Below are 24419 nucleotides of genomic sequence, written 5' to 3'. Positions count from 1 at the left end.
CGGGGAGCCGATACCCTGACGGTATGGGCTCTCCGCAGGCGACCCGCCTCCTACGCCTCCTCGCGCGTTCGAGCGCGCTGCTCCTCGTGGCGTGCTCGGGCGCCTTCACGGGCGCGGCGACCGACGGCGGCACCGACGACTCGGTGGTGTCGAGCACGCCCACGAGCGACGAGCCCACGCCGAGCACGCCGAGCCCCAGCGGCTCGAGCACCGGCTCCGCGCCACCGGACGCTAGCACGCAAGACGCGTCGTCCTCGGACAGCTCTACCGACGGGCCATGCGTCGAGCCCGAGCCCAACGGAGCGCCCACGGCGCCCGCACGGCTGCCGCCGAACTTCACCTGCGGCCGCATCGATCAGATCACGGACGTCGACCACTACACGTACACGACCAAGTCGGGCGAGACCACGGTCCGCTTCACCGCGTCGCCCGCCGCGTTCGCGCCCGGTCTCCGCGTCATCGTGCGGCGCGCCGGCACGACGCTCGTGTTCGGCGCCGGAGACACGCTGAGCGGCCTCACCGCTGGCTCGAACCTCACGTTCGAGGTCTCCGCGATGGAGGTCGCGCCCATTTCGTACGGGATCGTGTTCGGGCCTTGATCGGGCACGGGCCGCTCCACGGCGCGCACAGCCAGACGTAAGACCATGGAATCATTATGTTTTGCTGCACACTGGATTCCTTAGGCGTGCGCGTCGCGCGAGCGCAGGGCGAGGCCCGTCGCGACCGAGACCATCTCGCCCCCGGTGCGCACGCGCTCGGCCCCGAAGCGCTCGTCGAAGATCCTCCGCACCGCCGGCACGAACGACGAGCCGCCCGTGAGGAACACCCGATCGATGTCCGACGGAGCGAGCCCCGCGGTGGCGAGCACGCGATCGACGCACGCCGACATGGCGGAGACCTCCTCGGAGATCCAGCCCTCGAAGCCCTCGCGTGACACGTCGGCCTCGATGAGGAGCGGTGCGTCCTCGAAGACGAACCGCGCCGTGCCCGAGCCCGAGAGCGCGACCTTCGCCCGCTCGACCGCGCGGTACAGGTGGTAGCCGAGGTCGTTCTCGAGGATGTGCACGAGCCCACGAATGCGCGCGGGCTCCGCGGCGCCGTGCGCGATCTCGTCGAAGAGCTCCATGTTCTTCGGTGTGCGCAAGAACGACAGGTGGTGCCAGCGGCGGAGCTTCGCGTAGATCCAGACGGGCACCGGGAGCTCTTTGCCGAACATGGCCTTGTACGTCGACCCGAGGCCAAGCACCGGCGACACCACGTGGTGGAGGATCTTCGCGTCGAGCGCGTCGCCTGCGAGGGCCACGCCGTCGTTCGCCAAGATGCGCCTCGACGAGCCTCGGCTCGAAGGCCCGACCTCGACGATCGAGAAATCGCTCGTTCCGCCGCCGAAATCCGCCACGAGCACCCGCTCGTCCCGGTCGAGGGTGCTCTCGTAGTAGTAGGCCGCGGCGACGGGCTCGTACTCGAACACGACCTCCGTGAAGCCGACGTTCGCGAGCGCGGCGCGGAGGCGCTCGAGGGCGAAGCTCTCGTCCTCTTCGGTGTCGGCGTGGGCGAACCGCACGGGCCTCCCGACGACGATGCGCGAGCCTAGCGGCCCGAGAGATGCCTCGGCGGCCTCGCGGAGCTCGCGGAGCAGCAGCGTGAGCAGCTCGACCACCGTGTGAGTCTTGTGAAAGATGCTCGTCGCGAGGAAGCCTCGATCCGCCAGGTACGACTTGAGCGACTGGACGAGCCGCCCTTGCCCGTCGGCTTCGAGGTAGGTCTCGATCGCGCGTGGCCCCGCGACGGGCGCGAGCCGACCACGCGCGTCCCGGCGATCGGCTGCAAAATACAAGATCGACCGGAACGTCTCGGTCGGCCCGCTCGCCGAGGGGAACTTGGCGAGGCGCACGGCCCCGTCGTCTTCGGCGACACCGATGGCGCTGTTCGTGGTTCCGAAGTCGAGGCCGACGCTGCGCATCGGCGACTCGTAGCCGGGATGGTCGCGCGGCGTCTACCCTCGGGCAGGCCACGCCCCCATAACGCAAACATTACCGAATGGTTTCGGCAACCTACAGAGCAGATGCCGACCGGGCACGGGCGAGCTACGCTTTCGGCTGGTGATGCGTCGTCCTCTCTCCTTGGCCCTCTTCGCCATCGGCGCGGTCCTCCCGGCGCTCGCGTGCTCGGGTGCGTTCACGGGGGCGGCCGTCGATGGCGGACCGGGCGAGCCCACGAGCGGAGGGTCGACCGAGAGCGAGCCTCCCGTGGGCTCGGGGTCGGAGGCGGGCCCCATCACGACCTCCACCGAAGACAGCGGCAGCTCCGTCTCGCCACCCGCCGACGCCTCAACCGACGCGAAACCCATCGTCGACGCCGCGACCGATGGCCCGTGTGTCGAGCCAGAGCCGAACGGCTCGGCCGCGATCCCCGCGCGCCTCCCCGTCCCGTTCAACTGCGGCCGTATCGACTCGGGCGGCGACGTCGATCACTTCACCTACACGACCGTCGCGGGCGACACGGCCGTACGCTTCACGGCGTCGCCCATGGACCGCGCCGTGGCGCTCAACGTCACCGTGCGACGAGGAGGCACCACGCTCGTGCTCGGCGCGGGAGACACGGTGAGCGGCCTCCAGGCGGGCACGGTCGTCACGTTCGAGGTGAAGGCCACCGACGACCTCGCGCTCTCGTACGGGATCGTCATCGTGCGCTGAAGGGAGAGCGCACGGGTAGCGGGCGTGGTGCGCCATTTGCGGCGCGTGAGGCAGGACCCGTCCTTTCCGTAGGTGCACGCGATGGCACCGATCTCGCAACGACCTCACCACCATGAAAAAGCTGCGCGCCGCCTCTGCCACCGCGTTCGTCGCGCTCGCCGCCCTCTTTCCGGCCTGCGGTGACACTCCCATCGAGCCTCCTCAGGACGGATCGATCCCTGACACGTCGTCTCCCGACACGTCGTCCCCCGACACGTCGTCTCCCGATACATCCGTCCCCGACACGTCGCTCCCCGACACGTCCGTCCCGGACTCGGGCGACGCGGGCACGGACGCCGACCTGCCCATCCCGGCGCGCACGGGAGCCTGCGGCACGATCGATCCCGCGGCGGCGCAAGACCAGACGTTCTACGACGCGCTCTGGCTAGGAAACACCGCGCGCCGCGGCGACCGGCTGGTCACGGGCGTCGACATGTTCGGGAGGTGGGCGCTCTGGGACGTCGCAACCGGAAACCGGCTGGCCGAAGGCCCGGCCACGACGATCGATCCTGGGCTCGCCGGCCCACCCGCACACCTGGCGGGCTCGCTCCTCTTCACCCTCGAGGGCAGCGCCTACCAGACGCGTGACCTCCGCACGGGCGCGGTCCTCCACACGTTCCCGGCGCCCGCGGCTCCCCACCGCGCGTTCACGGCCGTCGACGGCTCGTACGTGGTGCTCGTGACCGACGCGGCCATCGAGCTCTTCACGCCCACGGGCACGCTCATTCGTCGCGTCCTCGCGGCCGATCTGCTCACCCCCGGCGCGCTCCCCTACACCGACGGAGTCTTCGTCGGGCGCCCGGGCGAGCTCTGGATGGGGTTCGCGGGCCCCCTCGAGAATCGCTTCGAAATCATTCCGAAATCCGGCGCGGCACGCGTGGTCGGCCCGCTCCCCGGTGGCCTCGACGGCTTCAGCGACGACGGGGAGCTCGCCGTCTGGCACGACTTCTCGGGCCCGACGCCGGTCACGTCCGTGCGGGAGATCGACGGAAAGCAGCGCGGCGTCGGGCTGACGGGCACAGTGGTCGGCAACTACTCGGTCGGCACGGACGGCGACACGGTGACGATCGAATCGCTCGCGGGCCCGACGGCCGCACGCGTCGCCACCTACCCGAAGCTCGTGAGTGGCGATCTGCCGATGACGAGCCGGAGCCACTACGTCCAGGTCGCGCAGGGGCTCGTCTCGTTGAGAGGCGTGCAACCTACACTTATCCCGGTCGCCACCTCGCCGCTCGCGAGGCCCACGAGCCTCTCCGTCGACGAGACGACGGGCGGCTGGGCCATGTCCGACGACGAGGGCCGCGTCGCGTTCGGAAACGCGTCGTCCTACACCACGTTCGGCAAGCTCGGTTGCGGGCGCCTCCGAGGCATGGCCGGGGCCGAGAACGGCAAGCTCGTGCTCGCCTTCTCGGATCACGTCGAGGTGCTCGACACGACGGCAGGCGCCTTCATGTCCCGCCGCGAGATCCCCACGACCTCGCGCGTCGTCGTGAACGAGCTCGGCACGGTCGTCGTCACCGAGGAGCCGGCGGCCTACGATCTGGCCACGTGGACGCGCCTCGGCAGTTGGACCCAGGCCCAAGGCCTCCCGGTCGCGATCTCACGCGACGGCTCGCGCGTGGCCGTGTCCACCACGACCACGATCGACGAGCGCAACCCACGCGGGGGCGCCCTCCTGGCGACCCACCCTGCCAACACGTTCGCGCTCACGACGCCGTCGAGGCTCGCGATCTTCAGCCCCGATGGCTCGAAGCTCGCGGTCGTACGCACCATCTCGGGCACGACGACACCTGGCAACCCCATCACCGTCGAGACCACGCTCCACACGGCCACCGAGAGCGCCTCGTTCGCCGCGTTTCCCACGTATTTCCGCACGAACGACGTGCTCGAGGGCCAGAACCTCGTGAGGCCCCCCGGCCCGATGCCGCCCACGGCGTGGGCACGAACCTCCGAGAGCACCACGTGGACGGGCACGGGCGCGGCCGTCCCCGGGCCGACCGTCGTGCTCCCCGGAACGACGACGCAGCGCACCTACCCGACGTACCTCCGCAAGGCCAACGGGTACCTCCTCACGGGTCGAACGGTGACCAAGGTCGACGGCAGCCTCGTGCCGCCGTGGATGGCGCCGAGCAACGTCGAGCGCGGGCTCGGAGACTTCACGGGAAGCACCTTCTTCTGGCTCTCGACCGAGCCGGGAGGGGTGTTCGAGCGCGTGCGACGTCACGCCTTCTGAGTCGGCCGTGAGGGTCTTCAGGGCTCGGGGGCGTGGGCCGCGAGCCGGGCCGCGCGCTGGCGCACGATCCCCGCGAGGTCGGGGTCCTTCGCGATGCGGAGCAAGACCTCCCGCGAGAGCGCCGGCCCACGCGTGTAGGGTACACCGATCTCGGTACCACACGAGCCCGAGAGCACGATCGCCTCTTCGGCGGACAGCGCGCGCCCCGAGCGCGTGAGGCGAAGCACCGGGAGGCCACGCCGAGGGACGAGCGCGCGCGGCCCGGCGTCGGGGAGGGCCGCGTCGCTCTCGCCCCCGTCGGGTGCGCCAGCGTCGGTCTCGGGGCCCACGAACGCACGAAACACCGGGGATCCTCGGAAGATCGTGCGCTGCGTGTCGGAGAGCACGAGGCTCTCGGAGACGAGCGTCGGGAACATGAGGTTGTCCTTGTCGGGGCAGCTTGCGAAGGTCGAGGGCCGTGACCTGTCGATCGTCTCGGAGCACGAGGGGGTGTCCGCGAGCGGATCGGCGTACCCGGCGACGAGCTCCGTCGTGTGGTTGAGACCGACGAAATGTCCCACCTCGTGCAACAAGGCGAGGCCATCGGCGGACGCGAAATTGTCCCCTGTGAGGGCCAGCGCGACGCCGCTCGCGCGTGTGCCGGTGCGCGTCGCGGCGCCCGGAATACCCGACGCGACGCCCCACGTGCCGTTCCCGAACGCGAGCTCGTTCGTGAGCATGACGTGCACCGACTGGTGGCCGTCGGCGACGACGCCCGCGGAGGCAGCGAAGGCCGCGTCGAGCGCGCGCTTGGTCGCGATGCGCCGAAAGCTCGGGTCGACGTCGTGGAAGGTGACGTCGCCGCGTACGATGCCCGTGGTCGCCTCGAGGGCCCGATAGAAGGCGTCGAGGCGCGCCTCGATCGACGCGTCGCGCTCGGCGCGGGCCGCGTCGACCACGTGGGGGGAGCCAGGATCTTCGACGACGAGGCCGCGCGGCAGATAGACGTGCATGTCGAGCGCGCCCCCGTGAAATTCCCCGTCTCCGGAGATTTGCACCCGCGCCGAGACCGAGAGCGTCCCCTTGCCAGCCACTGTGATCGACCACGCGCCCTTCTCGAGCGGGACGGTCGACGCGAGGCGGTTCTGCGGCACCTCGGCCGCGGCGATGCGTAGCCCCTTCGCCGACTCGAACGTCCCCCCCACGACGATCGCGTCGCGGAGCACGACCTCGCCCGACGGGCTCGTCACTCGGGTGATGGACACCTCGTCTTCGTCGTCCTCGCCGCGCACGACCACGTTGAACCCGAGGGCGTTCGCGGGCACGTCGAGCTTCACGGGAGTGCCGGCGAGCACACGCCCGAGATCGACGTCGAGCGCGACGGTGCGGGGAGGCAGAGGCCCTCGCGGGCGTGGGGGCAGCGGCTCGGGCTCCGTCGGAGGTGCCGCGTCCCTCCCGGTGGGTGAGGTCACGAGGTCGGGCCCCCTCGGCTCGGCGAGCGGCGTGGGCGTGTCTCCACTGCACCCCAAAACGAGCGTGATGCTCACACTCGCGAGCACACCGCCGAGGAGCGCCTTACGACGCGAAACGCGCAACCCTTCCATGTCTCTCCTCGCGCGGGCGTGGCAGATGCGGCAGTGGTCCAAGGGGTCGCGGGCCTCGTAGCAGGAGGCATGCCGCGCGAAATGACCTAGAAAGGAAGGGATCCGCGGGGCGCGAGGGCCGAGCGCATGCGCCACGAGTCAATCTTTGCACACCTCACGTGCCGCACAAGCTCGGCGCCAGTCTCGCGGGCCGGGCTCTCGAGCCGCAGCTCGGCACAACGAGGCACGGGACCTCGTGCACACGCGCGCACACATACGCCCTACGGATAGTAGCGTTTCACCAGCGCGCTCGTGGCCGCCACCGTCGCCGCGTCGGACTGATAGAAGGTGTAGAGCCCGATCCCCGTCGCCGACAGCCGCCGACTTGCCGCACCGGCCCGGATCGCGGTCAGCTCGTCTTGGAACATGGTCATGGCGGGCGCGCACCCGGGCGTGCCATGGGGATAGGTCATGGTCTCGCCTGGGCGGTATCCGCATGGGTATCGCAGGTAGTCCCAGCCGATCCCCAGAGCGAAGACCGTCTTCTGCATCAACGCGGGGCGACGCACGGCGAGGTTCGAGGCGAGCGCGTCGAACGTGGAGAGCGGCACGGCCTTCGTGTCCTTGACGTACACCTCGACGAGGTAGAGATCGGCGAAATTGTCGATGGCCCAGAGGACCTGCGAGTACGCGGCGGCCCCTGGGTTGTAGGGTGGAATGGCTCGGCCGCTCGCGGCCACGGGAGCCGTCGAGTACACGAGCACGAGACGATTCCCGATTCGCACGCGCAGCTTCCGCAGCGCCTCCACGAAGAGCTTCGCCGAGACGGTGCCGTCGCGGTCCTCCGAGTTGCCCTCGTCGATCACGATGGCATCGAAGCCGCCCGGGAGCGCCCCGTCGAGCTCGTTGACGAAGGGGCGAGCCCACTTCTCCGCCAGGTAGTCGCTCTTCGCCCGCAGGAAATCGGTGTGGCGCGTGGCGTCGAACACCTCGGCCAAGATGGGATCCTCGCGTTTTTCCGCGTCCTTGCGGTTCGGGTAGTAGTCGCCACAGTGCACGGCGAAGATCTTCCCCTCGCTGCGGAGGCGCTTCACCATCGCCGCGTCTCGCGTCTTTCCGCCGACCACGTTCATGAGACGCGCCGCGGCGGCGAACGAGACGTCGGCGTCCCGGGCCGTCGGCCAGTGCTCGCCCACGGACCACGCCGTCGCCTGGCTCAGGTTGCTGTACCCATCCAAGAAACGGACCGGACGAGGGAGCGCGATCGCGGGCCGCGAGGCGACGGATCGGCCTTCGCTGCTCTCGGGGAGGAACGTGCACCCATCGGAGTCCCGCGCGGGGTCGAAGCCGGTCAAGGCGTCTTCGACGGTCCCTTCCATGGGCGAGCCTTCGGGCGGCGAGGCTTCGGGCGCGTCGGCGTCACCGCTTCCACAGGCAACGAGGGCGACGAGGGCGACGAGGGCGACAGGAGAACGACGATCCATGACGGTGGGTTGTCCGGCCCGGCATCCGTCCATTTCGAAATCGTGTGCGGGCTCGCCATGACGAGTCGTTTGCCCCACACCTCGGTCCTTTCGCCCCTCCGTGGCTCAGCGCCCCGCCACCTTGCGACGCACGAAGGCTCGCCCTACGAGCCAGCCGATGCGCGGGAGATGTCGAACCCCGAGCTTGCTCGACTCGTCGCCGTAGATGGTCGCCACCGGGACCTCGACGACGCGCATGCCCCTCGCCGCGAGCTGCCCCAAGAGGTCGTTCGGGTACCCGAAGCCCGGCCAGAGATCGTCGATGTCGAGCCTCGAGACGGCGTCGCGATCGAGCGCCGTGTACCCACACTGGCTATCTCCGATGGGGAGCCCGGTGGCGAGCGCGGTGAGGCGCGAGAACACGCGCCCGCCGATGCGCCTCCCGAGCGGCATCGCCGACACGCCCTCGAGCACGAAGCGGTTGCCTTTGACGTAGTCGGCCTCGCCCCGCGCGATGGGCGCCACGACGCGAGGCAAGTCGTCGGGGCTCATCTGTCCGTCCCCCGCGAGCACCACGAGGGCCGCGCGCTCGCCCGGAAAAAGACGCGCGGACTCGCGGTACCCACGCGCGATCGTCGCTCCGACGCCGAGGTTCGTGGCGTTCCGCACGAGCGTCACCCGAGGGTCTCGGGCGGCGGCGAGGCGCACCTCGTCGGCCGTACCGTCGGGGCTCCCGTCGTCGACCACGATCGCCGCGTCGACCGAAGCCGGGAGCGTGGCGAGCACTCGGCCGATCTGCCGCTCTTCGCGGTACGCGGGCACGACGACGATGACGCGGACCAGGTCGATCATGGGCGGGAGCGCCGGGACGAGGGCAGGCACACTATGAGCCAAAACCCATGTTTTTGCTCATCATTTCGGCGCCCAATGCGCCTCTCCTCGTTCCCCGCGCGTGCGCCGCGCACGAAGACCGCGGGCGACGCTCCGCGCCGAGACCGAAATAACCCATGCTTCGACGCGCCCAAGCTCCCACCATGACACCTGGCCGTCACGGAAGAACCCTATAGGATGCGCTCATGGCGAAGATCCTTGTCATCGAAGACGAGGCGGATATCCAGCATATCCTCGAGTTCAACCTGCAGCAGGGTGGTCACAAGGTCACGCTCGCCGGGCGGGCGGACGAGGGTCTCCGCCTCGCGCGCGAGAAGAAGCCGGATCTCGTCCTCCTCGACCTCATGCTCCCGGACATGTCCGGCACCGAGGTCTGCCGGCAAATCAAGAGCGACCCTCAGCTCAAGGGCACCCAGGTGATCATCCTCACGGCCAAGGGCGAGGAGATCGATCGTGTGGTGGGCTTCGAGCTCGGCGCCGACGACTACGTCGTGAAGCCGTTCAGTGTCCGCGAGCTGCTCCTCCGCATCCAGGCCATCCTGAGGCGAGGGACGAGCGAGCCCGAGCCGAGTGATCAGGTCGAGTTCGGGAAGCTAAAGATCGATCGCGGGGCCCACCGGGTGTGGTCCGAGGGGCAAGAGCTCGAGCTCACGGCCCTCGAGTTCAAGCTGCTCGTGACCTTGTTCGAGCGAAAAAATAGGGTCCAGAGCCGCTCGACGCTCCTGAACGACGTGTGGGGCATCGAGGCCGACATCACGACGCGCACCGTCGACACGCACGTGAAGCGCCTCCGCGAGAAGCTCGGCACCTCGGGCGACTACATCGAGACCGTGCGCGGCGTGGGGTATCGGTTCGCCGAGAGCCCCGACGTCGCAGGGTGACCGGGGTTGGGCACGGGCGTACGCGGCAGGGTTTTTCCCATTTCGTTCGGGCTCTTCGCGCTCGTGGGCACGGGTGCGCTCGTGCAGGCCGGGGGCCTCACGGGCGTGCGCTTCGCCGTGGTCGGGCTCGTGTCCGCGCTCTTCGCGCAGATCGTCTCCGAGGCCTCGGCGCGTGCGTCGATGGCCGTGCTTCGCCCCCTCACGGACGCCGCGAAGCGCATCCACGAGGGTGAAGCGAGCTTCCGGGCCCTCGGCTCGAACGAAGAGGCCGAGTCGCGTGAGCTCGGCCAGGCCCTCGACAAGCTGGCCGCGAGCCTCACGACGACGCTGAAAGAGCTCCGGGCCGAGCGCGATCTCGTGAGCGGTGTCCTCGAAGGCATGCAAGAGGGCGTGATGCTGCTCGACGCGGGTGGCAACGTGGCGCTCATGAACCCGGCCTTCCGCGAGATGCTGCTCGTGCGCGGCGACATGGTCGGCATGCCGCTCCTCGAGGTGGTGCGCCACGCGGAGCTGAAGGAGCTCTTCGACAAAGCCCGAAAGGTAAAATCGGCGACCTCGGGCGAGGTCGAGGTGGGTGGGCTCAAGCCCCGGCGCCTGCTCGTGCGCGCGTCGGCGTTCGCGGGCGGCGGCGTCTTGGGCGTCTTCTTCGACGTGACCGAGATCCGGAGGCTCGAGTCGCTCCGGCGCGATTTCGTGGCGAACGTCTCGCACGAGCTCCGCACGCCGGTCACCGCCGTGCTCTCGGCCGCCGAGACCGTCCGCCTCGTCATCGAGAAGGATCCGAAGGCCGCCGACCGGTTTTTGTCGATCATCGAGCGCAACGCCGAGCGCCTCCAGCGCCTCATCGAAGACCTGCTCGACCTCTCCCGCATCGAGTCGCGCGAGCTCAAGCTCGCCCCCGAGCTCTTCGCCACGAGGCCCTTCGCCCAGCACGTGGTCGGGCTCTTCCGCGAGCGCGCCGAGAAGAAGCGCATCACCCTCGTGGTCGACATGGACGACGAGAGCTCGGTCTTCGCCGATCGCCGCGCCCTCGAGCAGGTCGTCACGAACCTCGTCGACAACGCGGTGAAGTACTGCCCCGAAGGCGCGAAGGTCACCCTGCGCGCCCACGTCGACGGCCACCTCTGCCGCCTCACGATCGCGGATACGGGGCCCGGCGTCGAGGCCTCTCACCTGCCGCGGCTCTTCGAGCGCTTCTACCGCGTCGACCCGGGGCGCTCGCGGGACGTCGGCGGCACGGGGCTCGGCCTCGCGATCGTGAAGCACCTCTCCGAGGCCATGGGCGGCGCCGTGAAGGTCGAGAGCGAGCTCGGGCGGGGCACCTCGTTCACCGTGAGCCTCCCGGCGCGAAAGGTGACCCCCAAAGAGCAGCCCTCGGCGAGGGTGCTCGCGTGAGCGCCCGCGCCGCCCTCGTTTCGATGACCATGGTCATCGCGCTCGGCTGCGGGCGGGACCACCGCGCCCCGATCGCGCGCGGCGCGGGAGGCAGCCTCGCGTCGCCGCTCGTGTCGCGATGGGCCGAGTCGTTCCCGGGCCCCGGCCGTGTCGACTACCAACCCACGGGCTCCGAGGGAGCCCTCACGCTCGTCGAGCTCGGGACGGTCGACTTCGGCGTCCGCGACACTCCCCTCACGGACGCGGAACGCGCGCGCGCCGGCGCTTCGTTCGTCGAGCTCCCCCTCGCCCACGGCGCCGTGGCCGTCGCCGCGAACCTGCCGGGAGTCTCCGACCTCAAGCTCGACAGGGAGCTCTTGGCGGGCCTCTTCCTCGGGGAGATCCCTCGCTGGAGCGATCCGCGCATCGCCCGGACGAACCCGGGCAAGGTGCTCCCCGACGTGCCCGTCCTCGTCGTGCATAGGGCCGACGGGAGCGGCACGATGCGGAAATTCTCGGAGTACGTCGCGGCGGCGAGCCCGCGCTTTCGGGAGATCGCGGGCGCCGGAGACGCGCCGAACCTCGGCACCGGCGTTCGCGCGCGAGGCACGGGCGGCGTGGCCATGTCGCTCAAGTCGACGCTCGGCGCCGTAGGCGTGCTCGAGCTCGGCCTCGCCCGATCGAGCGGGCTCTCCGTCGCGTCTCTCGAAGGCGCCGACGGGGCGTACGTCGCGCCGTCGCCCGAGGGCAACGGTTACCCGCTCGTAAGCACGATCTACGCGATCTCGAACGTCGGCTCGGGGCCACGCGCCACGCTCGTCGCGAGCTTCTTTTCGTGGGCGCTCGGCGAAGGCCAGAGCGCGGCGACGTTCGGCCCCGGCCCGCACGATCCGGCCTTCGGCCCGCTCACCCCGTCCGAGCGCGACGCGGCACGGAAGGCCCTCGAAGCATGGAGCGGAGCGCGCTCGTGAGCGAACGGCGGGTCCAGGACTCGGCCCTCGGCGCGGGCCTCCGCTACGGCGCGCAGCTCGCTTCGGCGGGCCTCGTGGTCGCGCTCGTGGTGATCTTCGTGGTGCTCGCGAAGGGCTCGAAGATGAGCATCAACGTCTTCGGGCTCGGCTTCGTCGCCGGCACCGAGTGGGACCCGATGCACGGGCAGTTCGGCGCCCTCCCCTTCCTCTTCGGCACCTTTCTCTCGTCGGCGCTCGCGCTGCTGCTCGCCGTCCCCGGGGCGTTCCTCGTCGCGGCGTACGTCGCCGAGCTCGGCCCGCGGCGCCTTCGAGGGCCGGTCGGAGCGCTCCTCGAGACGCTCGCGGCGGTGCCCAGCGTCGTCTACGGCATGTGGGGCGTGTTCGTGCTCGCCCCTGCGCTCCGCACCGCCGCCCCCGTCGTGTCCTCCGCGACGGGAAATTCGGCCCTGCTGCGCGGCCCCTCTCAGGGCGTGAGCATGCTCGCCGCGGCCTTCGTGCTCGCGCTGATGGTGCTCCCCACCGTCGCGACGGTCATGAGGGACGTGCTGCTCGCCGTGCCGCAGGGCCTGCGAGAGGCGGGGCAAGCGCTCGGCGGGACCGAGTGGGAGGTCTTGCGCCACGTGGTCGTCCCCCACGCCCGACGAGGGCTCTTCGCGGCCGTCATGCTCGGGTTCGGGCGCGCGGTCGGCGAGACGATGGCGGTGACCATGGTCATCGGGAACAGCGCCGAGATCTCGGGCTCGCTCTTCGCGCCCGGCTACACGGCAGCGAGCGTGCTCGCGAACGAGCTCCCCCACGCCTCCGATCCGTTGCACGTCTCCGCGCTCCACGAGGTGGCCCTCGTGCTCGTCGTCGTGACGCTCGCCTTCAACCTGGGCGCGCACGGCATCGTGCGCCGCACACTCCGAAGAAAGACGGCGGGGCTCTCGACGGGCCCGGCGGACGGAGAGCTCGGGGGCGCGCGATGAGCGACGCACGAAACGAGGTCTCCCTCACCTCGCGACGCACGACCGAGGCCGTGTGGCGCGGTGTGGCGGCCGCGGCCACGGCGCTCACGGTGGTGCTGCTCGCGTCGGTGCTCGTGTCGGTCGTGGGCCGAGGGAGCCGGGGCCTCTCGATGACTACGCTCACCGAGCTCCCGCGCCCCACGGGTGTAGCCGGCGGCGGCGTCGCCAACGCCATCTGGGGGACGCTGCTCCTCATGGGGCTCGCCTCGGCGATCGCGTTGCCCGTGGGCTTGCTCGCGGGCATCCACCTCGCCGAAAACCGCGAGGGCAAGCTCGTACGCATGGCGCGTGTCTCGGCCGACGCGCTCACGGCGGTCCCGTCGGTGGTGCTCGGCATCGTCGTCTTCTCGGTGGTGGTCGTATGGGCCAAGAGCTTCTCGGCGCTCGCGGGGGCCTCGGCGCTCGCCTTCACGATGATCCCGTCGATCGCGCGCGCCACCGAGGTCGCGGTCCGTGCCGTCCCCGAGAAGCTCCGCGAGGCTGCCCTCGCCCTCGGGGCCACGCGCCACCGCGTGATCGCGAGGGTCGTGCTCCCGGCCGCATCACGCGGAGTCGCCACGGGCGCCCTCCTCGCCATCGGGCGCGCGTCGGGCGAGGCCGCGCCGCTCCTCTTCACCGCGTGGGAGAGCCGCTTTTTCTGCGACGATCTGCGCGAGCCCACGGCTTCCTTGCCGGTGACCATCTTCACGTACACGATCTCGCCCTACGACGATCGGCACGCTCAGGCCTGGGCCGCGTCGCTCGTGCTCGTGGCCCTCGTCCTCGTCTTCCAGGTAACGGCGCGCGCGCTCGCCAAAAAGAGCCGCGACGCCACTTGACCATGTCGACCTACCCGCCCCCCAGCACCCCACCGCCCCCGCTCGCCGAGAAGATGCTCGCGAAGGACCTCGGCGCGCGCTTCCCCGACACCGTCGCGCTGAAGGGCATCACCATGCCGGTGGTCGAGCACCGAGTGACCGCGGTCATCGGCCCTTCGGGCTGCGGCAAGTCGACCTTCATTCGCTGCTTGAACCGCATGCACGAGGTCGTCCCGGGCGCGACCACCTCGGGCGACGTGCTCCTCGACGGCAAGACGATCTACGGCTCGGCGGTCGATCCGGTGGGCATTCGCCGCAAGGTCGGCATGGTCTTCCAGAAGCCGAACCCGTTCCCGGAGATGTCCGTCCGGGACAACGTGCTCGCGGGCCTCCGGCTGAACGGCATCCGCGCGCAGAGCCCCGACGCGGTGGTCGAGGCCGCGCTCACGCAAGCCGCGATGTGGGACGAGATGAAAGACTCGCTCGACAAACCCGGCGGGAGCCTGTCGGGCGGCCAACAGCAACGGCTCTGCATCGCGCGGTGCCTCGCGCTCGAGCCCGAGGTCATCCTCATGGACGAGCCCTGCTCGTCGCTCGACCCGATCGCGACGGCGCGCATCGAGGAGCTCATTCACGACCTCCGCGAGCGCTACACGATCGTGATCGTGACGCACTCGATGCAGCAGGCCGCGCGCGTCTCCGATTTCACCGCGTTCTTCTACCTGGGCGAGCTCGTCGAGTACGGCCTCGCCGACGACATCTTCACGCGCCCCGAGGACCCCCGCACCGAGGAGTACATCACCGGTCGCTTCGGCTAAATCAGCGGTCATGATCTTCGATCAAGACCGCTGATTAGCCTGACTTGTCATCGGAGGACGCTGTCCTCCGCCGCGGCCGTTCGCGCAAAGCCCGGTGGGGCCCCACCTCCCGGTTCTGGGTCCCGGCCCAAACGGCCAATGTTCGTCTGTTCGAGAATCGTGACCGTCGGCCTCTGCGCGAGCGGCGGCCGCGAGCACCTTGGGCCGGAAAGAGGCCCGCGATTCGTCGTCCGGCCTCTGACCAAGTGGTGCCATAATCCACGCCCGATGAGCCGAGCCCACACGGACCGCGAGTACGAAGGCGAGCTCCGCAAGATCCGCGAGCAGCTCCTCCTCATGGGGGCCAAGGTCGAAGAGATGCTCACGGCGAGCATGAGGGCGCTCATCGAACGCGACTCGGACCTCGCGCAGCGCACCCTCGAGACCGACCGCCAGATCAACCGCATCGAGGTCGAGACCGACGAGCTCTGCCTGCGTGTCCTCGCCCGAAGGCAGCCGGTCGCGAGCGATCTCCGGTTCCTCACGATCGCGCTCAAGCTCGTGACCGACCTCGAGCGCATGGGAGACCTCGGCGTGAACATCTGCGAACGTGTCCTCGAGCTCAACGAGGAGCCGCCGCTGAAGCCCTACGTCGACGTGGTGAACATGGCCGAGGCCGCCCAGGCCATGCTGCGCGAGGCCCTCGACGCGTTCGTCGCGGCCGACGTCACGCGCGCCGAGCACGTCATCGGGAAAGACGGCGCGGTCGACGCCTACTACGCCTCGATCTTCCGCGATCTCCTCACGTACATGATGGAGAACCCGCGCAACATCTACCGCGCGACGCGCGTGCAATCGATCGCCAAGTACATCGAGCGCATCGCCGATCACGCCACGAACATCGCCGAGATGGTGGTCTTCATGGTGCGCGGAAAAGACATCCGTCACTCGGGTCGCCTCGGCGGCGAGCGGCGCTCCACCAAGATGGGCACACCGGCTCCTCCGGGGCTCGAGTCGCGGAGAGACCTCACCGAGAAGTCCCCTACGTCGGCGCGCTCGGGCCCCCCGCCGAGCAAACGCGGCGCGCAGTAGCGCCGTAAACCATCGAAACCCATACAAAATCCGCGACCGCCAAGGCACCTTTGCGCGAACGCTCGGGCCGCCTATGATCGTGCGCTCGGGGGCCTCGACCGTGACGCCCTCCGAACTTCGAGGAGAACGCGATGAGCTACAACCCGTACGCCGCACCCGCCCAACCCCCGCCCGGAGGAGGCTTCGCTCCACCGCAAGCCACGTCGGGCGCACCGCAGCCGTGGGAGCCGGGCGAAGTCCTCGGCGCCGCGTGGAGCAAGTTCGGCCCCAACTGGGTCACGCTCGTGTTCTCGATGGTCGTCGCGGGGATCATCGGCGCGGTGCCGAGCTTCATCCCGGCGGGGCTGCTCGGGGCCGGTGTGCTCGAGCCCCACAGCGACGAGTACGCGGTGATCAACGGCGTGTGCTCGCTCGTGGGCATGGCCATCCAAATGCTGTTTCAGCCGGGCCTCGTGAAGATCTGGATCTCGGCCGCCAAGGGGCAAACGCCGAGCTTCGGTGACCTCTTCTCGGCCATGGGCCGCTTCCCGTCGATGTTCGCCACGTTCTTCCTGATGGGCCTCGGCGTCGCCCTCGGGTACGTGTTCCTCATCGTGCCGGGCATCATCCTCGGCCTCGGTTTGAGCCTCTCGCAGTACTTCGTGGTCGACAAGAACATGGGCCCGATCGACGCCCTCGGCGCGAGCTGGAAGGCCACCGACGGCCACAAGGCGAAGCTCTTCTTGCTCGGCCTCATGTCGGCCGGCGTGATGCTCCTCGGCTGCCTCGCCTGCTACGTGGGCCTCTTCGTCGCGCTGCCGCTCATGCAGCTCGCGCTCGCCCTCGTCTACGTGCGCCTCACCGGCCAGGATCCGGCGTACGGCGGCGGCTTCGGCGGCGGCTTCTCGGGTGGCTTCGGCGCTCCCCCTGGCCCGCCCCCCGCGGGTGGCTTCGGTGGCCCGCCCGGCGGTGGCTTCGGCCCGCCCGGTGGTGGCTACGGTGGCCCGCCTCCGGGTTACGGCCCGCCCGGCGGTGGTGGTGGCTACGGTGGCCCGCCCGGCGGCGGCTACGGTGGCCCGCCCGGCTACTGACCGTAGTCATCGAAGCGTGACCCCGCGCCCCTCCCGGCCTCGAGCCTGGGGGGGCGTCGTGTTTCTCGGCGAAGACCGAAAGGTTTGCGCGAGGCCCTTTTGCGTCCTCTCGGGGTCGATCGAGGGAGCGGTGCGCGCTAGGCTCGGGGAGCTTTCGGGTACCGAAGGCACACAAGGGGGGGAGCATGAACCACATCGAACTGTGGACGACGCGCATGCCGCTTCACCGCGAGCTCATGCCATCGTCCGACGAGCACCTCGAGGGCACACGGCGCACGTCGTTTTTATGCCCCGGAGACGGCATCCCGCAGCTCTTCGGTCACTACACGCAGGCCGCGCGGGAGAGCCACTTTCGCCCGCTCGACACGGTGCTCGGCAAAGACACCTTCTGCCTCACGCTCGAGAAAGAGGACCTTCTGCTCACGGTGAGCGCGTGGGCACACGGTCACGAAGAGCTCGACGGCGTGCTGCTCACGTTCTCGGCCGACCACGCTCAGATGCGCCCGAGCTCGCGTTTTCCCACGCCGAAGATCGACGCCTTCGGGCACGAGCTCTCGCCCCTACCGGGCTCCGTACCGGACGCCTACGAGGACGAGGGCGCCGTGCGCACGTACCGCTTCGTCGCAGCAGGGGTCGCCCCGAGGGACGCGATCGGCCACTTTCGCCGCCTCTGCAGCGAGCGCTACACCGAGACCGACGCCGTCGACACGGGAGAGGCCTTGGCCCTGTCGCTCGAGCGCGCCGGCGTCGTGCTGAAGGTCGCCGCGTGGGAAGACGCCGCGTACGGCACACGGGGCACCGCCTACTCGATCACGGCGTCGCGAAAGTAGCGCCGCGCGATCGGGCACGAAAGGCCGAGGCCCCGACACCGCGCTCGGAACGCGGAGAAGGGGCCTCGAAGAGGAGCCAGGGGACGGAGGACCCGGCTCCTCGAGTGTGGGGTCAGAATCTGCCCAAGAATCGGAGCCGGACAGCTCTTCAGAGCGGGTGGCGGGCGGAGCAGAGCGAGTCCGAGCTCGTGGTCTCGAACCAGTTCCCGTCACGGCAGCGGTACCACTGGCTGTCGCTGCGCGACTGCACACACGTGCGCTCGGGCACCTCGCGGCCGAGCGTGGCGCTCTGGCACGCGTCACCGCTCGCGTCGTCCGGGGCGGGCGAGCTGCCACCCGAGCAGGGGCCACCCGGGTCGTCGCCGAAATACTCGAAGTGCCACGGCTCGCCCGAGACCGTGCGGCGGAAGCCGAAGCGGGCCGCGTTGTTCTGCATCCACGAGCTGCCCGAGTTCGACACGTCGAGCGCGCGGCCGTTCTGGTGGTTCGAGTAGCCGGGGCGCGCGGCGAGGTTGCCGCCGTTGCAGCTCCCGGTCTGGTAGCAATTGTAGAAGTAGCGCTGCTCGTCCATCGTGCGGAAGCCGCTGTTGATGCCGATGTTCACGCCGGCCGCGTGGGCCGCCTTCTGCCACTTGAGGAACGCGTGGCCGGTGGCCTTGGTGACGCGCTTGCCGCCGACCTTGATGACGTCGACGGTGCCGATACGCGAGCCGCCCGAGTAGGCGTCCATGCGCTCGGTCGAGCAGCTCACCGCGCTGCGGAGCTCGGACTCGGAGGCCCCCGTGTCTCCCTCGACCTCGTCGTCGTTGCCGTCGCTGGCCTCTGCCGAGCAACCGATGACCGTGAAGGACGCGAGGGCGAGGGCGAGAAGAACGCGCTTGACCATGACGACTCCTAGAGCACCTGGCGTGCCATACGCCGATGTTCCAGTGTGGATGGCTTTCTTCCGTAGTGGACGGAATTCTCGAGCCGATACGGCAAGACGACGAATCCCAACGAACGCTTGCCTACATTTGCCTTCATAGGACGGCAAAGGTCCACATCCGGATCAACGACACCCCAGTGAGCTACGAGGACATCGTGAGTCGAGGCCTCGAGACCGCGCACGCGCACGCGCACGACACCCGATCGCGCCTCACGATCGGGGCGTCGCGTCATCGCGTCATCACGCCTCGCGAGGCGATCAGGTGAGCAGGAAGAGGAGCAGCGCCTTCTGCACGTGGAGGCGGTTCTCGGCCTGAGTGAACACGAGCGACTGCGCACCCTCGAGCACGTCGTCGGTGATCTCTTCGCCGCGGTGCGCCGGGAGGCAGTGCATGACGCGCGCCTCGGGGTGCGCGAGCGCCATGAGCTCCTTCGTCACGGTGAAGCCGGCGAAGGCCTTGAGCCGCGTCGCGTTCTCGGCCTCTTGGCCCATGCTGGTCCAGACGTCGGTGTGGACGAAGTGCGCGCCCTCGCAGGCGCTCTCGGGCCGGTCGTGCACGGTGACCCAGGGCTTGGCGCGCTCGAGCTCGGCGGCGGGCGGGCGGAAGCCCTCGGGGGCCGCGATCTCGAGGTGGAAGTGGAAGAGCGGCGCGGCCTCGACGAACGAGCGCACCATGTTGCTCGAGCCGTCGCCCACGAAGGCGACGCGTTTGCCGCGCAGCGGCCCGAGGCGGCGATCGGCCAGGCTCTCGCGCATGGTGAACACGTCGGCCAAGACCTGGACGGGGTGGCCGTCGTCGGTGAGCGCGTTCACCACGGGGACGCCGCACGAGGCCATTTCGAGGAGCTTCGACGTCTCGTAGGTGCGGTACACGATGGCGTCGCAGTAGCGGGCGAGCACGCGCGCCGTGTCGACGACGGGCTCGCCGCGGCCGATCTGCGACCCCTGCGTGCCGATGACCACGGGGTGCCCGCCGAGCTGCGCGACGCCCACCTCGAACGAGACGCGGGTACGGGTGCTCGCCTTCTCCATCACGATGGCCACGGTGCGCCCGCGGAGCGTGTTGGTGCGCTCGCCACGCGGCTCGCTCTTGAGCGTCTCGGCGAGCGACAAAACGGACTCGAGCTCGTCGATCTCGAGCGAGGTCAAATAGAGGAAATCGCGCTTCGACATGGGCGCACCGGCCTTTTTCTTCGATGGGTTCAGATGGCCGTCGCGGAGATGCGCGACGCGATGAGGGCGAGGGTGTCTCCCTCGGAGCGGGCGAGGAGCGCGCGTGCGTCGGCCTCGAGGGCCTCGAGCTGCGCCGAGACCGCCGAGGGGCCCGTGCCCCCGAAGCTCTCTTTGGCGAGCACGGCGCGGCGAGGATCGAGCACGGCGAGCACGGACGAATCGAATGCAGAATGCACAGTCTTCGCGTCGGCCTCGGTCACGTGGGCGAGGGGCACACCCTTGCCGAGCGCGTACTTCACGAGGGCCCCGGCGGCGCGGTAGGCGTCGCGGAACGGGAGCCCGGTCCGGACGAGCGCCTCGGCGAGGTCCGTCGCTTGGGTGGACCCGTCGGACACGGCGCGGAGGCACGCGTCGCGGTCGAACACGACGTGAGGGAACGCGAGCGACACGGCCTCGATGGCGCCGAGCGTGACGGGCCCCGTGCCGAGCGTGGCGCGGCGATCGTCTTGGAGATCGCGGCTGTAGCCCGCGTGGAGCCCGCGCACGAGCGTCATCATTTGCACGACGTTGCCCGCTCCGAACGAGGCCTTCGAGCGCACCAGCTCGAAGATGTCGGGGTTCTTCTTCTGCGGCATCATCGACGAGCCCGCGGAGATCGTGTCGCCGAGCTTCACGAAGCCGAACTCGCTCGTCGCGTAGTCGATCACGTCGGTCGCGAGGCGCGAGAGGGCGAGCAGCACGCGCGTGCACGCGAACACGTAATCGAGCGAGAAATCGCGGTCTCCCACGGTGTCGAGCGCGTTCTTGGTCGGCCCGCCCGAGAAGCCGAGCAGGCTCGCCGTGAGGGCGCGATCGATGGGCAAGCTCGACCCCGAGCACGCCCCCGAGCCGAGCGGACACTCGGAGACGTCGACGTCGGCGAGGCGCTTTCCCGCGCGGAGGAGACCGGCGGTCCACGCGCCGATCAAGAAGGCGCCCGAGATCGGCTGGGCGCGCTGCCTGTGCGTGTACGCCGGCAAGACGAGCTGTGCCTCGGCGCGAGCGCGCGTGAGGAGAGAGAGCGAGAGCTCGGCCACCTTCGCGACGACGTGGGCCCGCGTGGTGCGAACGTGGAGCCTGAGCGCCGTCGACACCTGATCGTTGCGCGAGCGCGCCGTGTGCAGGCGCTTTCCGACCTCGCCGAGCTTGGTGGTGAGGTGGGCCTCGATGGCCATGTGCACGTCTTCTTCGCCCGTGGGCAGCGAGAGCTCCCGGCGCTCGGCGAGGGCGAACATGGAGAGCAGCTCGGCCCGCAGCGTGCCCGCGTCGGCCTTGTCGACGAGCCCCTGGCGGCCGAGCATGGTCACGTGGGCCGAGCTCCCGAGGATGTCCTCGCGGACGAGGGCCCAGTCGTCGTCCATCGACGAGCTCCACGCGAGCAGCTCGGGGATCATGCCCCCCGCGCCCGTCGCGGCCGTTCGCGCGATGGATCCGCCGGCGTTCTCGATGACCATGGTCAGTCCTTTCGCACGAGCGTGCCGATGCCGCGGTCGGTGAAGAGCTCGGCGATGAGACCGTGGGGAGTGCGGCCGTCGATGACGTGCACCGACGAGACCCCCCCCGCGAGGGCGCGCAGGATGCTCTCGGCCTTGGCCGCCATACCGCCGACGATGATTTTGTCGTCGATGCGCCGGCGGAGCTCGCTCGCCGTGATTTCGCTGATGAGCTCGCCGCTGTCGAGGATGCCGGGAACGTCCGAGAGGTAGATGAGCTTCTCGGCGGAGAGGGCGCACGCGATCTCGGCCGCGGCCGTGTCGGCGTTGATGTTGTAACCCTCGCCGTCCTCGCCGAGGCCGACGGGGGACACCACGGGCACGTAGCCCTTCTCGAGGAGCATCTCGAGGTAGTCGCGGTTCACCTGGGTGATCTCGCCCACCATGCCGAGATCACGGCCCTCTTTGCCGTAGAGGCGGCGCGCGCGGAGGAGGCCCGCGTCCTTCCCGGAGACGCCCACGGCCTTCGCGCTCTTCTGGTTCAAGAGGGAGACGATCTCCGTGTTGATGCGGCCGGTGAGCACCATCTCGACGACCTTCACGTCCTCGACGCCCGTCACGCGGACGCCGTCGACGAACTCGCTCTTGCCCTGGCCCAGCTTCTCGAGGGTACGCGAGATCTCGGGCCCGCCGCCGTGCACGACGATGGGGAGGAGGCCCGCGGAGCAGAGGAGGTTGATGTCGTTCGCGAAGCTCGCCTTGAGCGAGTCTTTCACCATGGCGGCGCCGCCGTATTTCACGACTGCCCGTTTTTTGGAGAATTTGTCGATGTACGAGAGCGCCTCGACGAGCAGCGAGCGCTTGAAGCTCGGGCTGTAGTTCGTGAGCCTGTCGTCCTTCGTGACGACGCCCTCGGGCGACGCGTTCGTGAACGAGATGTAGTCGGCGTTGATCTTCACGTAGTCGTACGAGAGATCGCAGCCCCACACGGTGGCCTCGCCCGACCCCGCCCGGAGGTCGACGTCGATCTTCACCTGCGGCTCGCGCATCTTCGCGCGGAGCTTGCCGGGCTCGGAGAGCTTGGGGCCGCCGTCGTCGAACACCACCTCGCCCTGGAGGGAGACGCGAGAGAGGTTCGGGTCGACGTCGTACTTCTTGGAGCCGATGCGCGAGCCGATGGCCGCGAGCACACGCCCCCAGTTCGGATCGGCCCCGAAGATCGCGGCCTTCACCAAATTCGAGCCGGCCACCATCCTCGCGAGATCACGGGCGATTTCGGCGTCGGGAGCGCCGCCGACGCGCACCTCGAGGAGCTTCGTGGCGCCCTCGCCGTCCTCGGCTACGGCGCGCGCGAGCTCCACGGTGAGGCTCGTGAGGGCCTCTTCGAAGGCGGCCACGTCGGCCGGGTCTTCGACTTTGACGCCCGAGGCGCCGTTCGCCAGCATGAACACGGCGTCGTTCGTGCTCATGTCGTTGTCGATCACGAGCGAGTGGAAGCTCTTGTCGGTCGTGCGCACGAGCATGGCCTGGAGCCGCTCGGGCTCGATGGCCGCGTCGGTCGTGATGACGCCGAGCACCGTGGCCATCTCGGGCGCGACCATGCCCGAGCCTTTGGCGAACGCGGCGATCGTGACCGTCGCGCCCTTGATCGTGAGCATGCGGTGCGTGAGCTTGACCCGCGTGTCGGTGGTCATGATGGCCTCGGCCGCGCCGACGATGCCCTCCCCGCGCGACTTGGCGAGCACGTCGCACGCGGCGACGAGCTTCTGCACGGGCAGGCGCACGCCGATGACCCCGGTCGACATGGAGAGCACGGCGTCTTGCGGGATGCCGAGGGCGAGCGCCATGGCGGCGTGGATGGCCTTCACGTCCTCGCGGCCGGCGTCTCCCGTGAGGGCGTTCGCGTTGCCGCTGTTCAGCACGATGGCCGAGATGCCTTTGCCAGGGAGGCGCTTCTCGGCGTGCTCGACGGGCGGGGCCTTGGCGCGGTTCACGGTGAGGACGCCGGCGGCGCTGCAGGGCAGCTCGCTCGCGACGAGGGCCATGTCTTTTTTGTGGGCCTTGATGCCGGCGTTGGTCGCGGCGAACGAAAAACCCTTGGGAATCCTCATGCTGCGCTCCTATGCAGGCCCGAAAGGCCGCACCCCTCGTCGAACCCGAGAGCCAAATTCACGTTCTGCAGGGCCTGCCCGGCCGCGCCCTTCACCAGGTTGTCGATCGCGCCGACCACCACCACCACGTCGCCTCGCGCGGCTACGCCGAGGCGGCACATGTTCGTCCCCACGACGCTCGCCAAGGTCACCTCTTCGGGAGACACGATCTCGACGAACGGCGACCCGGCGTACGTGTCACGGAGGCACGCTTCGAGGTCTTTCGCGGGAGCCGACGTGAGCGGGCGCGCGTAGCAGGTGGACAAAAGACCGCGACGCACGGGGAGGAGGTGCGGCGTGAACACGAGGCCCTCGACGGCCTTGCCAGAGAACGCGGCGAGCTTCTGCGCGATCTCGGGCTCGTGCTGGTGCGAGAGCACCTTGTAGGCGCGCAGGTTCTCGGCCACCTCGGCGAACGAGTGCTCTTCTTTCGACTGGCGACCCGCGCCCGTGGTGCCCGACTTGGCGTCGACCACGATGCCCTTCGGCGAGACGAGGCCCGCGCGCACGAGCGGCCCGAGGCCGAGCAGCGTCGGCGTGGGGTAACACCCTGGGTTCGAGACCAACGTGCCCCGCGAAGGCGCCCCGAAGAGCTCGGGCAGGCCGTAGTGCGTTACCCCGAGCCGTGACGCGTGCGGGTGCAAGAACTTGTAGTGTGCACGCACATCGTCGCCCGTCGCGAGGCGGAAGGCCCCCGAGAGATCGACCACGGTGCGGCCACCCTCGGCGAGCTTCGGCCCGAGCTCGGCCGAGACCTCGGCGGGGGTCGCCAGGAAGGCCACGTCGCACGAGGCCGCGGCGCGCTCGGCCTCGGCGTTCGGCACGAACACGACGTCGCTCGAGAAGCCGAGCTCACGTCCCACGTTTTTGCCTGCGCGTGCGTCGCTCGTGGCCGCGTGGAGGCGGAGGTGCGGGTGGGACGCGAGGAGACGCGCGAGCACACCCCCGGAGTAACCGGAGGCGCCGACGACGATGACGCGGTGCGAGCTCATCGCG

General features: G+C 69.7%; 21 protein-coding genes. 12 read left to right on the top strand and 9 right to left on the bottom strand.

Annotated features, from left to right (window positions below; translation table 11 throughout):
- Nucleotides 1-23: 23 nt before the first annotated feature.
- Nucleotides 24-599 carry a hypothetical protein gene (locus IPK71_07500; protein MBK8213585.1) on the top strand — a complete coding sequence of 192 codons (576 nt, stop codon included), beginning with the start codon at nucleotides 24-26 and terminating at the stop codon, nucleotides 597-599.
- A gap of 80 nt (nucleotides 600-679) precedes the next feature.
- On the opposite strand, the gene IPK71_07495 is transcribed toward IPK71_07500, so the two are convergent.
- The gene (locus tag IPK71_07495) at nucleotides 680-1963 is read right to left on the bottom strand and encodes an Hsp70 family protein (GenBank protein ID MBK8213584.1); all 1284 of its coding nucleotides are present in this window, start codon (nucleotides 1961-1963) and stop codon (nucleotides 680-682) included.
- A 139-nt stretch (nucleotides 1964-2102) separates the two neighbouring features.
- On the opposite strand from IPK71_07495, the gene IPK71_07490 reads away from it, so the two are divergent.
- Nucleotides 2103-2696, top strand: coding sequence for a hypothetical protein (locus IPK71_07490; protein ID MBK8213583.1), 594 nt, complete (start codon nucleotides 2103-2105; stop codon nucleotides 2694-2696).
- 112 nt (nucleotides 2697-2808) lie between these two features.
- Nucleotides 2809-4968, top strand: a complete 2160-nt coding sequence (locus tag IPK71_07485; GenBank protein ID MBK8213582.1) for a hypothetical protein — start codon at nucleotides 2809-2811, stop codon at nucleotides 4966-4968.
- 17 nt (nucleotides 4969-4985) lie between these two features.
- Here IPK71_07485 and IPK71_07480 read toward each other — a convergent pair whose 3' ends face one another.
- The 3 genes from IPK71_07480 to IPK71_07470 all read right to left on the bottom strand — a co-directional run bounded on the left by IPK71_07480 (nucleotide 4986) and on the right by IPK71_07470 (nucleotide 8845).
- Nucleotides 4986-6551, bottom strand: a complete 1566-nt coding sequence (locus IPK71_07480) for a hypothetical protein (protein ID MBK8213581.1) — start codon at nucleotides 6549-6551, stop codon at nucleotides 4986-4988.
- A 260-nt stretch (nucleotides 6552-6811) separates the two neighbouring features.
- On the bottom strand, nucleotides 6812-8014 hold the full coding sequence (locus IPK71_07475) for a hypothetical protein (GenBank protein MBK8213580.1): 1203 nt from the start codon (nucleotides 8012-8014) through the stop codon (nucleotides 6812-6814).
- 105 nt (nucleotides 8015-8119) lie between these two features.
- Nucleotides 8120-8845, bottom strand: a complete 726-nt coding sequence (locus tag IPK71_07470) for a glycosyltransferase family 2 protein (GenBank protein MBK8213579.1) — start codon at nucleotides 8843-8845, stop codon at nucleotides 8120-8122.
- A 224-nt stretch (nucleotides 8846-9069) separates the two neighbouring features.
- Between IPK71_07470 and IPK71_07465 the strand changes: the two genes are divergently transcribed.
- From IPK71_07465 to IPK71_07425, 9 genes are all read left to right on the top strand, one after another.
- Nucleotides 9070-9765, top strand: coding sequence for a response regulator transcription factor (locus tag IPK71_07465; protein ID MBK8213578.1), 696 nt, complete (start codon nucleotides 9070-9072; stop codon nucleotides 9763-9765).
- Nucleotides 9766-9828: 63 nt separating this feature from the next.
- Nucleotides 9829-11160: a PAS-domain containing protein gene (locus IPK71_07460; GenBank protein ID MBK8213577.1), complete on the top strand. Its 1332-nt coding sequence runs from the start codon at nucleotides 9829-9831 to the stop codon at nucleotides 11158-11160.
- Nucleotides 11157-12110 carry a phosphate ABC transporter substrate-binding protein PstS gene (locus IPK71_07455; GenBank protein MBK8213576.1) on the top strand — a complete coding sequence of 318 codons (954 nt, stop codon included), beginning with the start codon at nucleotides 11157-11159 and terminating at the stop codon, nucleotides 12108-12110. Before IPK71_07460 ends, IPK71_07455 begins: the two co-directional genes overlap by 4 nt.
- On the top strand, nucleotides 12107-13078 hold the full coding sequence (pstC, locus tag IPK71_07450) for a phosphate ABC transporter permease subunit PstC (GenBank protein ID MBK8213575.1): 972 nt from the start codon (nucleotides 12107-12109) through the stop codon (nucleotides 13076-13078). The genes IPK71_07455 and pstC overlap by 4 nt, the downstream gene beginning before the upstream one ends.
- On the top strand, nucleotides 13075-13935 hold the full coding sequence (gene pstA, locus IPK71_07445) for a phosphate ABC transporter permease PstA (GenBank protein MBK8213574.1): 861 nt from the start codon (nucleotides 13075-13077) through the stop codon (nucleotides 13933-13935). Before pstC ends, pstA begins: the two co-directional genes overlap by 4 nt.
- Nucleotides 13936-13937: 2 nt before the next feature.
- Nucleotides 13938-14732 (top strand): phosphate ABC transporter ATP-binding protein, encoded by a 795-nt coding sequence (pstB, locus tag IPK71_07440; protein MBK8213573.1) that lies wholly within the window; start codon nucleotides 13938-13940, stop codon nucleotides 14730-14732.
- Nucleotides 14733-14999: 267 nt separating this feature from the next.
- Nucleotides 15000-15803: a phosphate signaling complex protein PhoU gene (phoU, locus tag IPK71_07435; protein MBK8213572.1), complete on the top strand. Its 804-nt coding sequence runs from the start codon at nucleotides 15000-15002 to the stop codon at nucleotides 15801-15803.
- A 131-nt stretch (nucleotides 15804-15934) separates the two neighbouring features.
- A complete protein-coding gene (locus IPK71_07430) occupies nucleotides 15935-16873 on the top strand; it encodes a hypothetical protein (protein ID MBK8213571.1) in 939 nt (312 codons plus the stop codon).
- A 185-nt stretch (nucleotides 16874-17058) separates the two neighbouring features.
- Nucleotides 17059-17703: a hypothetical protein gene (locus IPK71_07425; GenBank protein MBK8213570.1), complete on the top strand. Its 645-nt coding sequence runs from the start codon at nucleotides 17059-17061 to the stop codon at nucleotides 17701-17703.
- A gap of 148 nt (nucleotides 17704-17851) precedes the next feature.
- Here the strand turns inward: IPK71_07425 and IPK71_07420 are convergent, their stop codons facing one another.
- From IPK71_07420 to IPK71_07400, 5 genes are all read right to left on the bottom strand, one after another.
- Nucleotides 17852-18589: a D-alanyl-D-alanine carboxypeptidase family protein gene (locus IPK71_07420; GenBank protein ID MBK8213569.1), complete on the bottom strand. Its 738-nt coding sequence runs from the start codon at nucleotides 18587-18589 to the stop codon at nucleotides 17852-17854.
- 297 nt (nucleotides 18590-18886) lie between these two features.
- Complete coding sequence (gene argF / locus IPK71_07415; protein MBK8213568.1) at nucleotides 18887-19801, bottom strand: ornithine carbamoyltransferase; 915 nt, start codon at nucleotides 19799-19801, stop codon at nucleotides 18887-18889.
- A gap of 29 nt (nucleotides 19802-19830) precedes the next feature.
- Nucleotides 19831-21294: an argininosuccinate lyase gene (gene argH / locus IPK71_07410; protein MBK8213567.1), complete on the bottom strand. Its 1464-nt coding sequence runs from the start codon at nucleotides 21292-21294 to the stop codon at nucleotides 19831-19833.
- 2 nt (nucleotides 21295-21296) lie between these two features.
- Nucleotides 21297-23384: a bifunctional glutamate N-acetyltransferase/amino-acid acetyltransferase ArgJ gene (gene argJ, locus IPK71_07405; protein MBK8213566.1), complete on the bottom strand. Its 2088-nt coding sequence runs from the start codon at nucleotides 23382-23384 to the stop codon at nucleotides 21297-21299.
- On the bottom strand, nucleotides 23381-24415 hold the full coding sequence (locus tag IPK71_07400) for an N-acetyl-gamma-glutamyl-phosphate reductase (GenBank protein MBK8213565.1): 1035 nt from the start codon (nucleotides 24413-24415) through the stop codon (nucleotides 23381-23383). The genes argJ and IPK71_07400 overlap by 4 nt, the downstream gene beginning before the upstream one ends.
- Between the last annotated feature and the right edge of the window lie 4 nt (nucleotides 24416-24419).

The sequence above is a fragment of the Myxococcales bacterium genome (genome assembly GCA_016712525.1).
GTDB lineage: Bacteria > Myxococcota_A > Polyangia > Polyangiales > Polyangiaceae > JAAFHV01.
Note: the sequence above shows the minus strand (reverse complement) of the source record. Positions and strands in the feature narration are given on the sequence as shown.

What these genes read in the sequence shown, in the direction of transcription:
- IPK71_07500 (MBK8213585.1), top strand. Translation starts at nt 24, where the DNA reads ATGGGCTCTCCGCAGGCGACCCGCCTCCTACGCCTCCTCGCGCGTTCG.
- IPK71_07495 (MBK8213584.1), bottom strand. Translation starts at nt 1,963, where the DNA reads ATGCGCAGCGTCGGCCTCGACTTCGGAACCACGAACAGCGCCATCGGT.
- IPK71_07485 (MBK8213582.1), top strand. Translation starts at nt 2,809, where the DNA reads ATGAAAAAGCTGCGCGCCGCCTCTGCCACCGCGTTCGTCGCGCTCGCC.
- IPK71_07480 (MBK8213581.1), bottom strand. Translation starts at nt 6,551, where the DNA reads ATGGAAGGGTTGCGCGTTTCGCGTCGTAAGGCGCTCCTCGGCGGTGTG.
- IPK71_07475 (MBK8213580.1), bottom strand. Translation starts at nt 8,014, where the DNA reads ATGGATCGTCGTTCTCCTGTCGCCCTCGTCGCCCTCGTCGCCCTCGTT.
- IPK71_07470 (MBK8213579.1), bottom strand. Translation starts at nt 8,845, where the DNA reads ATGATCGACCTGGTCCGCGTCATCGTCGTCGTGCCCGCGTACCGCGAA.
- IPK71_07465 (MBK8213578.1), top strand. Translation starts at nt 9,070, where the DNA reads ATGGCGAAGATCCTTGTCATCGAAGACGAGGCGGATATCCAGCATATC.
- pstA (MBK8213574.1), top strand. Translation starts at nt 13,075, where the DNA reads ATGAGCGACGCACGAAACGAGGTCTCCCTCACCTCGCGACGCACGACC.
- pstB (MBK8213573.1), top strand. Translation starts at nt 13,938, where the DNA reads ATGTCGACCTACCCGCCCCCCAGCACCCCACCGCCCCCGCTCGCCGAG.
- phoU (MBK8213572.1), top strand. Translation starts at nt 15,000, where the DNA reads ATGAGCCGAGCCCACACGGACCGCGAGTACGAAGGCGAGCTCCGCAAG.
- IPK71_07430 (MBK8213571.1), top strand. Translation starts at nt 15,935, where the DNA reads ATGAGCTACAACCCGTACGCCGCACCCGCCCAACCCCCGCCCGGAGGA.
- IPK71_07425 (MBK8213570.1), top strand. Translation starts at nt 17,059, where the DNA reads ATGAACCACATCGAACTGTGGACGACGCGCATGCCGCTTCACCGCGAG.
- IPK71_07420 (MBK8213569.1), bottom strand. Translation starts at nt 18,589, where the DNA reads ATGGTCAAGCGCGTTCTTCTCGCCCTCGCCCTCGCGTCCTTCACGGTC.
- argF (MBK8213568.1), bottom strand. Translation starts at nt 19,801, where the DNA reads ATGTCGAAGCGCGATTTCCTCTATTTGACCTCGCTCGAGATCGACGAG.
- argH (MBK8213567.1), bottom strand. Translation starts at nt 21,294, where the DNA reads ATGGTCATCGAGAACGCCGGCGGATCCATCGCGCGAACGGCCGCGACG.
- argJ (MBK8213566.1), bottom strand. Translation starts at nt 23,384, where the DNA reads ATGAGGATTCCCAAGGGTTTTTCGTTCGCCGCGACCAACGCCGGCATC.
- IPK71_07400 (MBK8213565.1), bottom strand. Translation starts at nt 24,415, where the DNA reads ATGAGCTCGCACCGCGTCATCGTCGTCGGCGCCTCCGGTTACTCCGGG.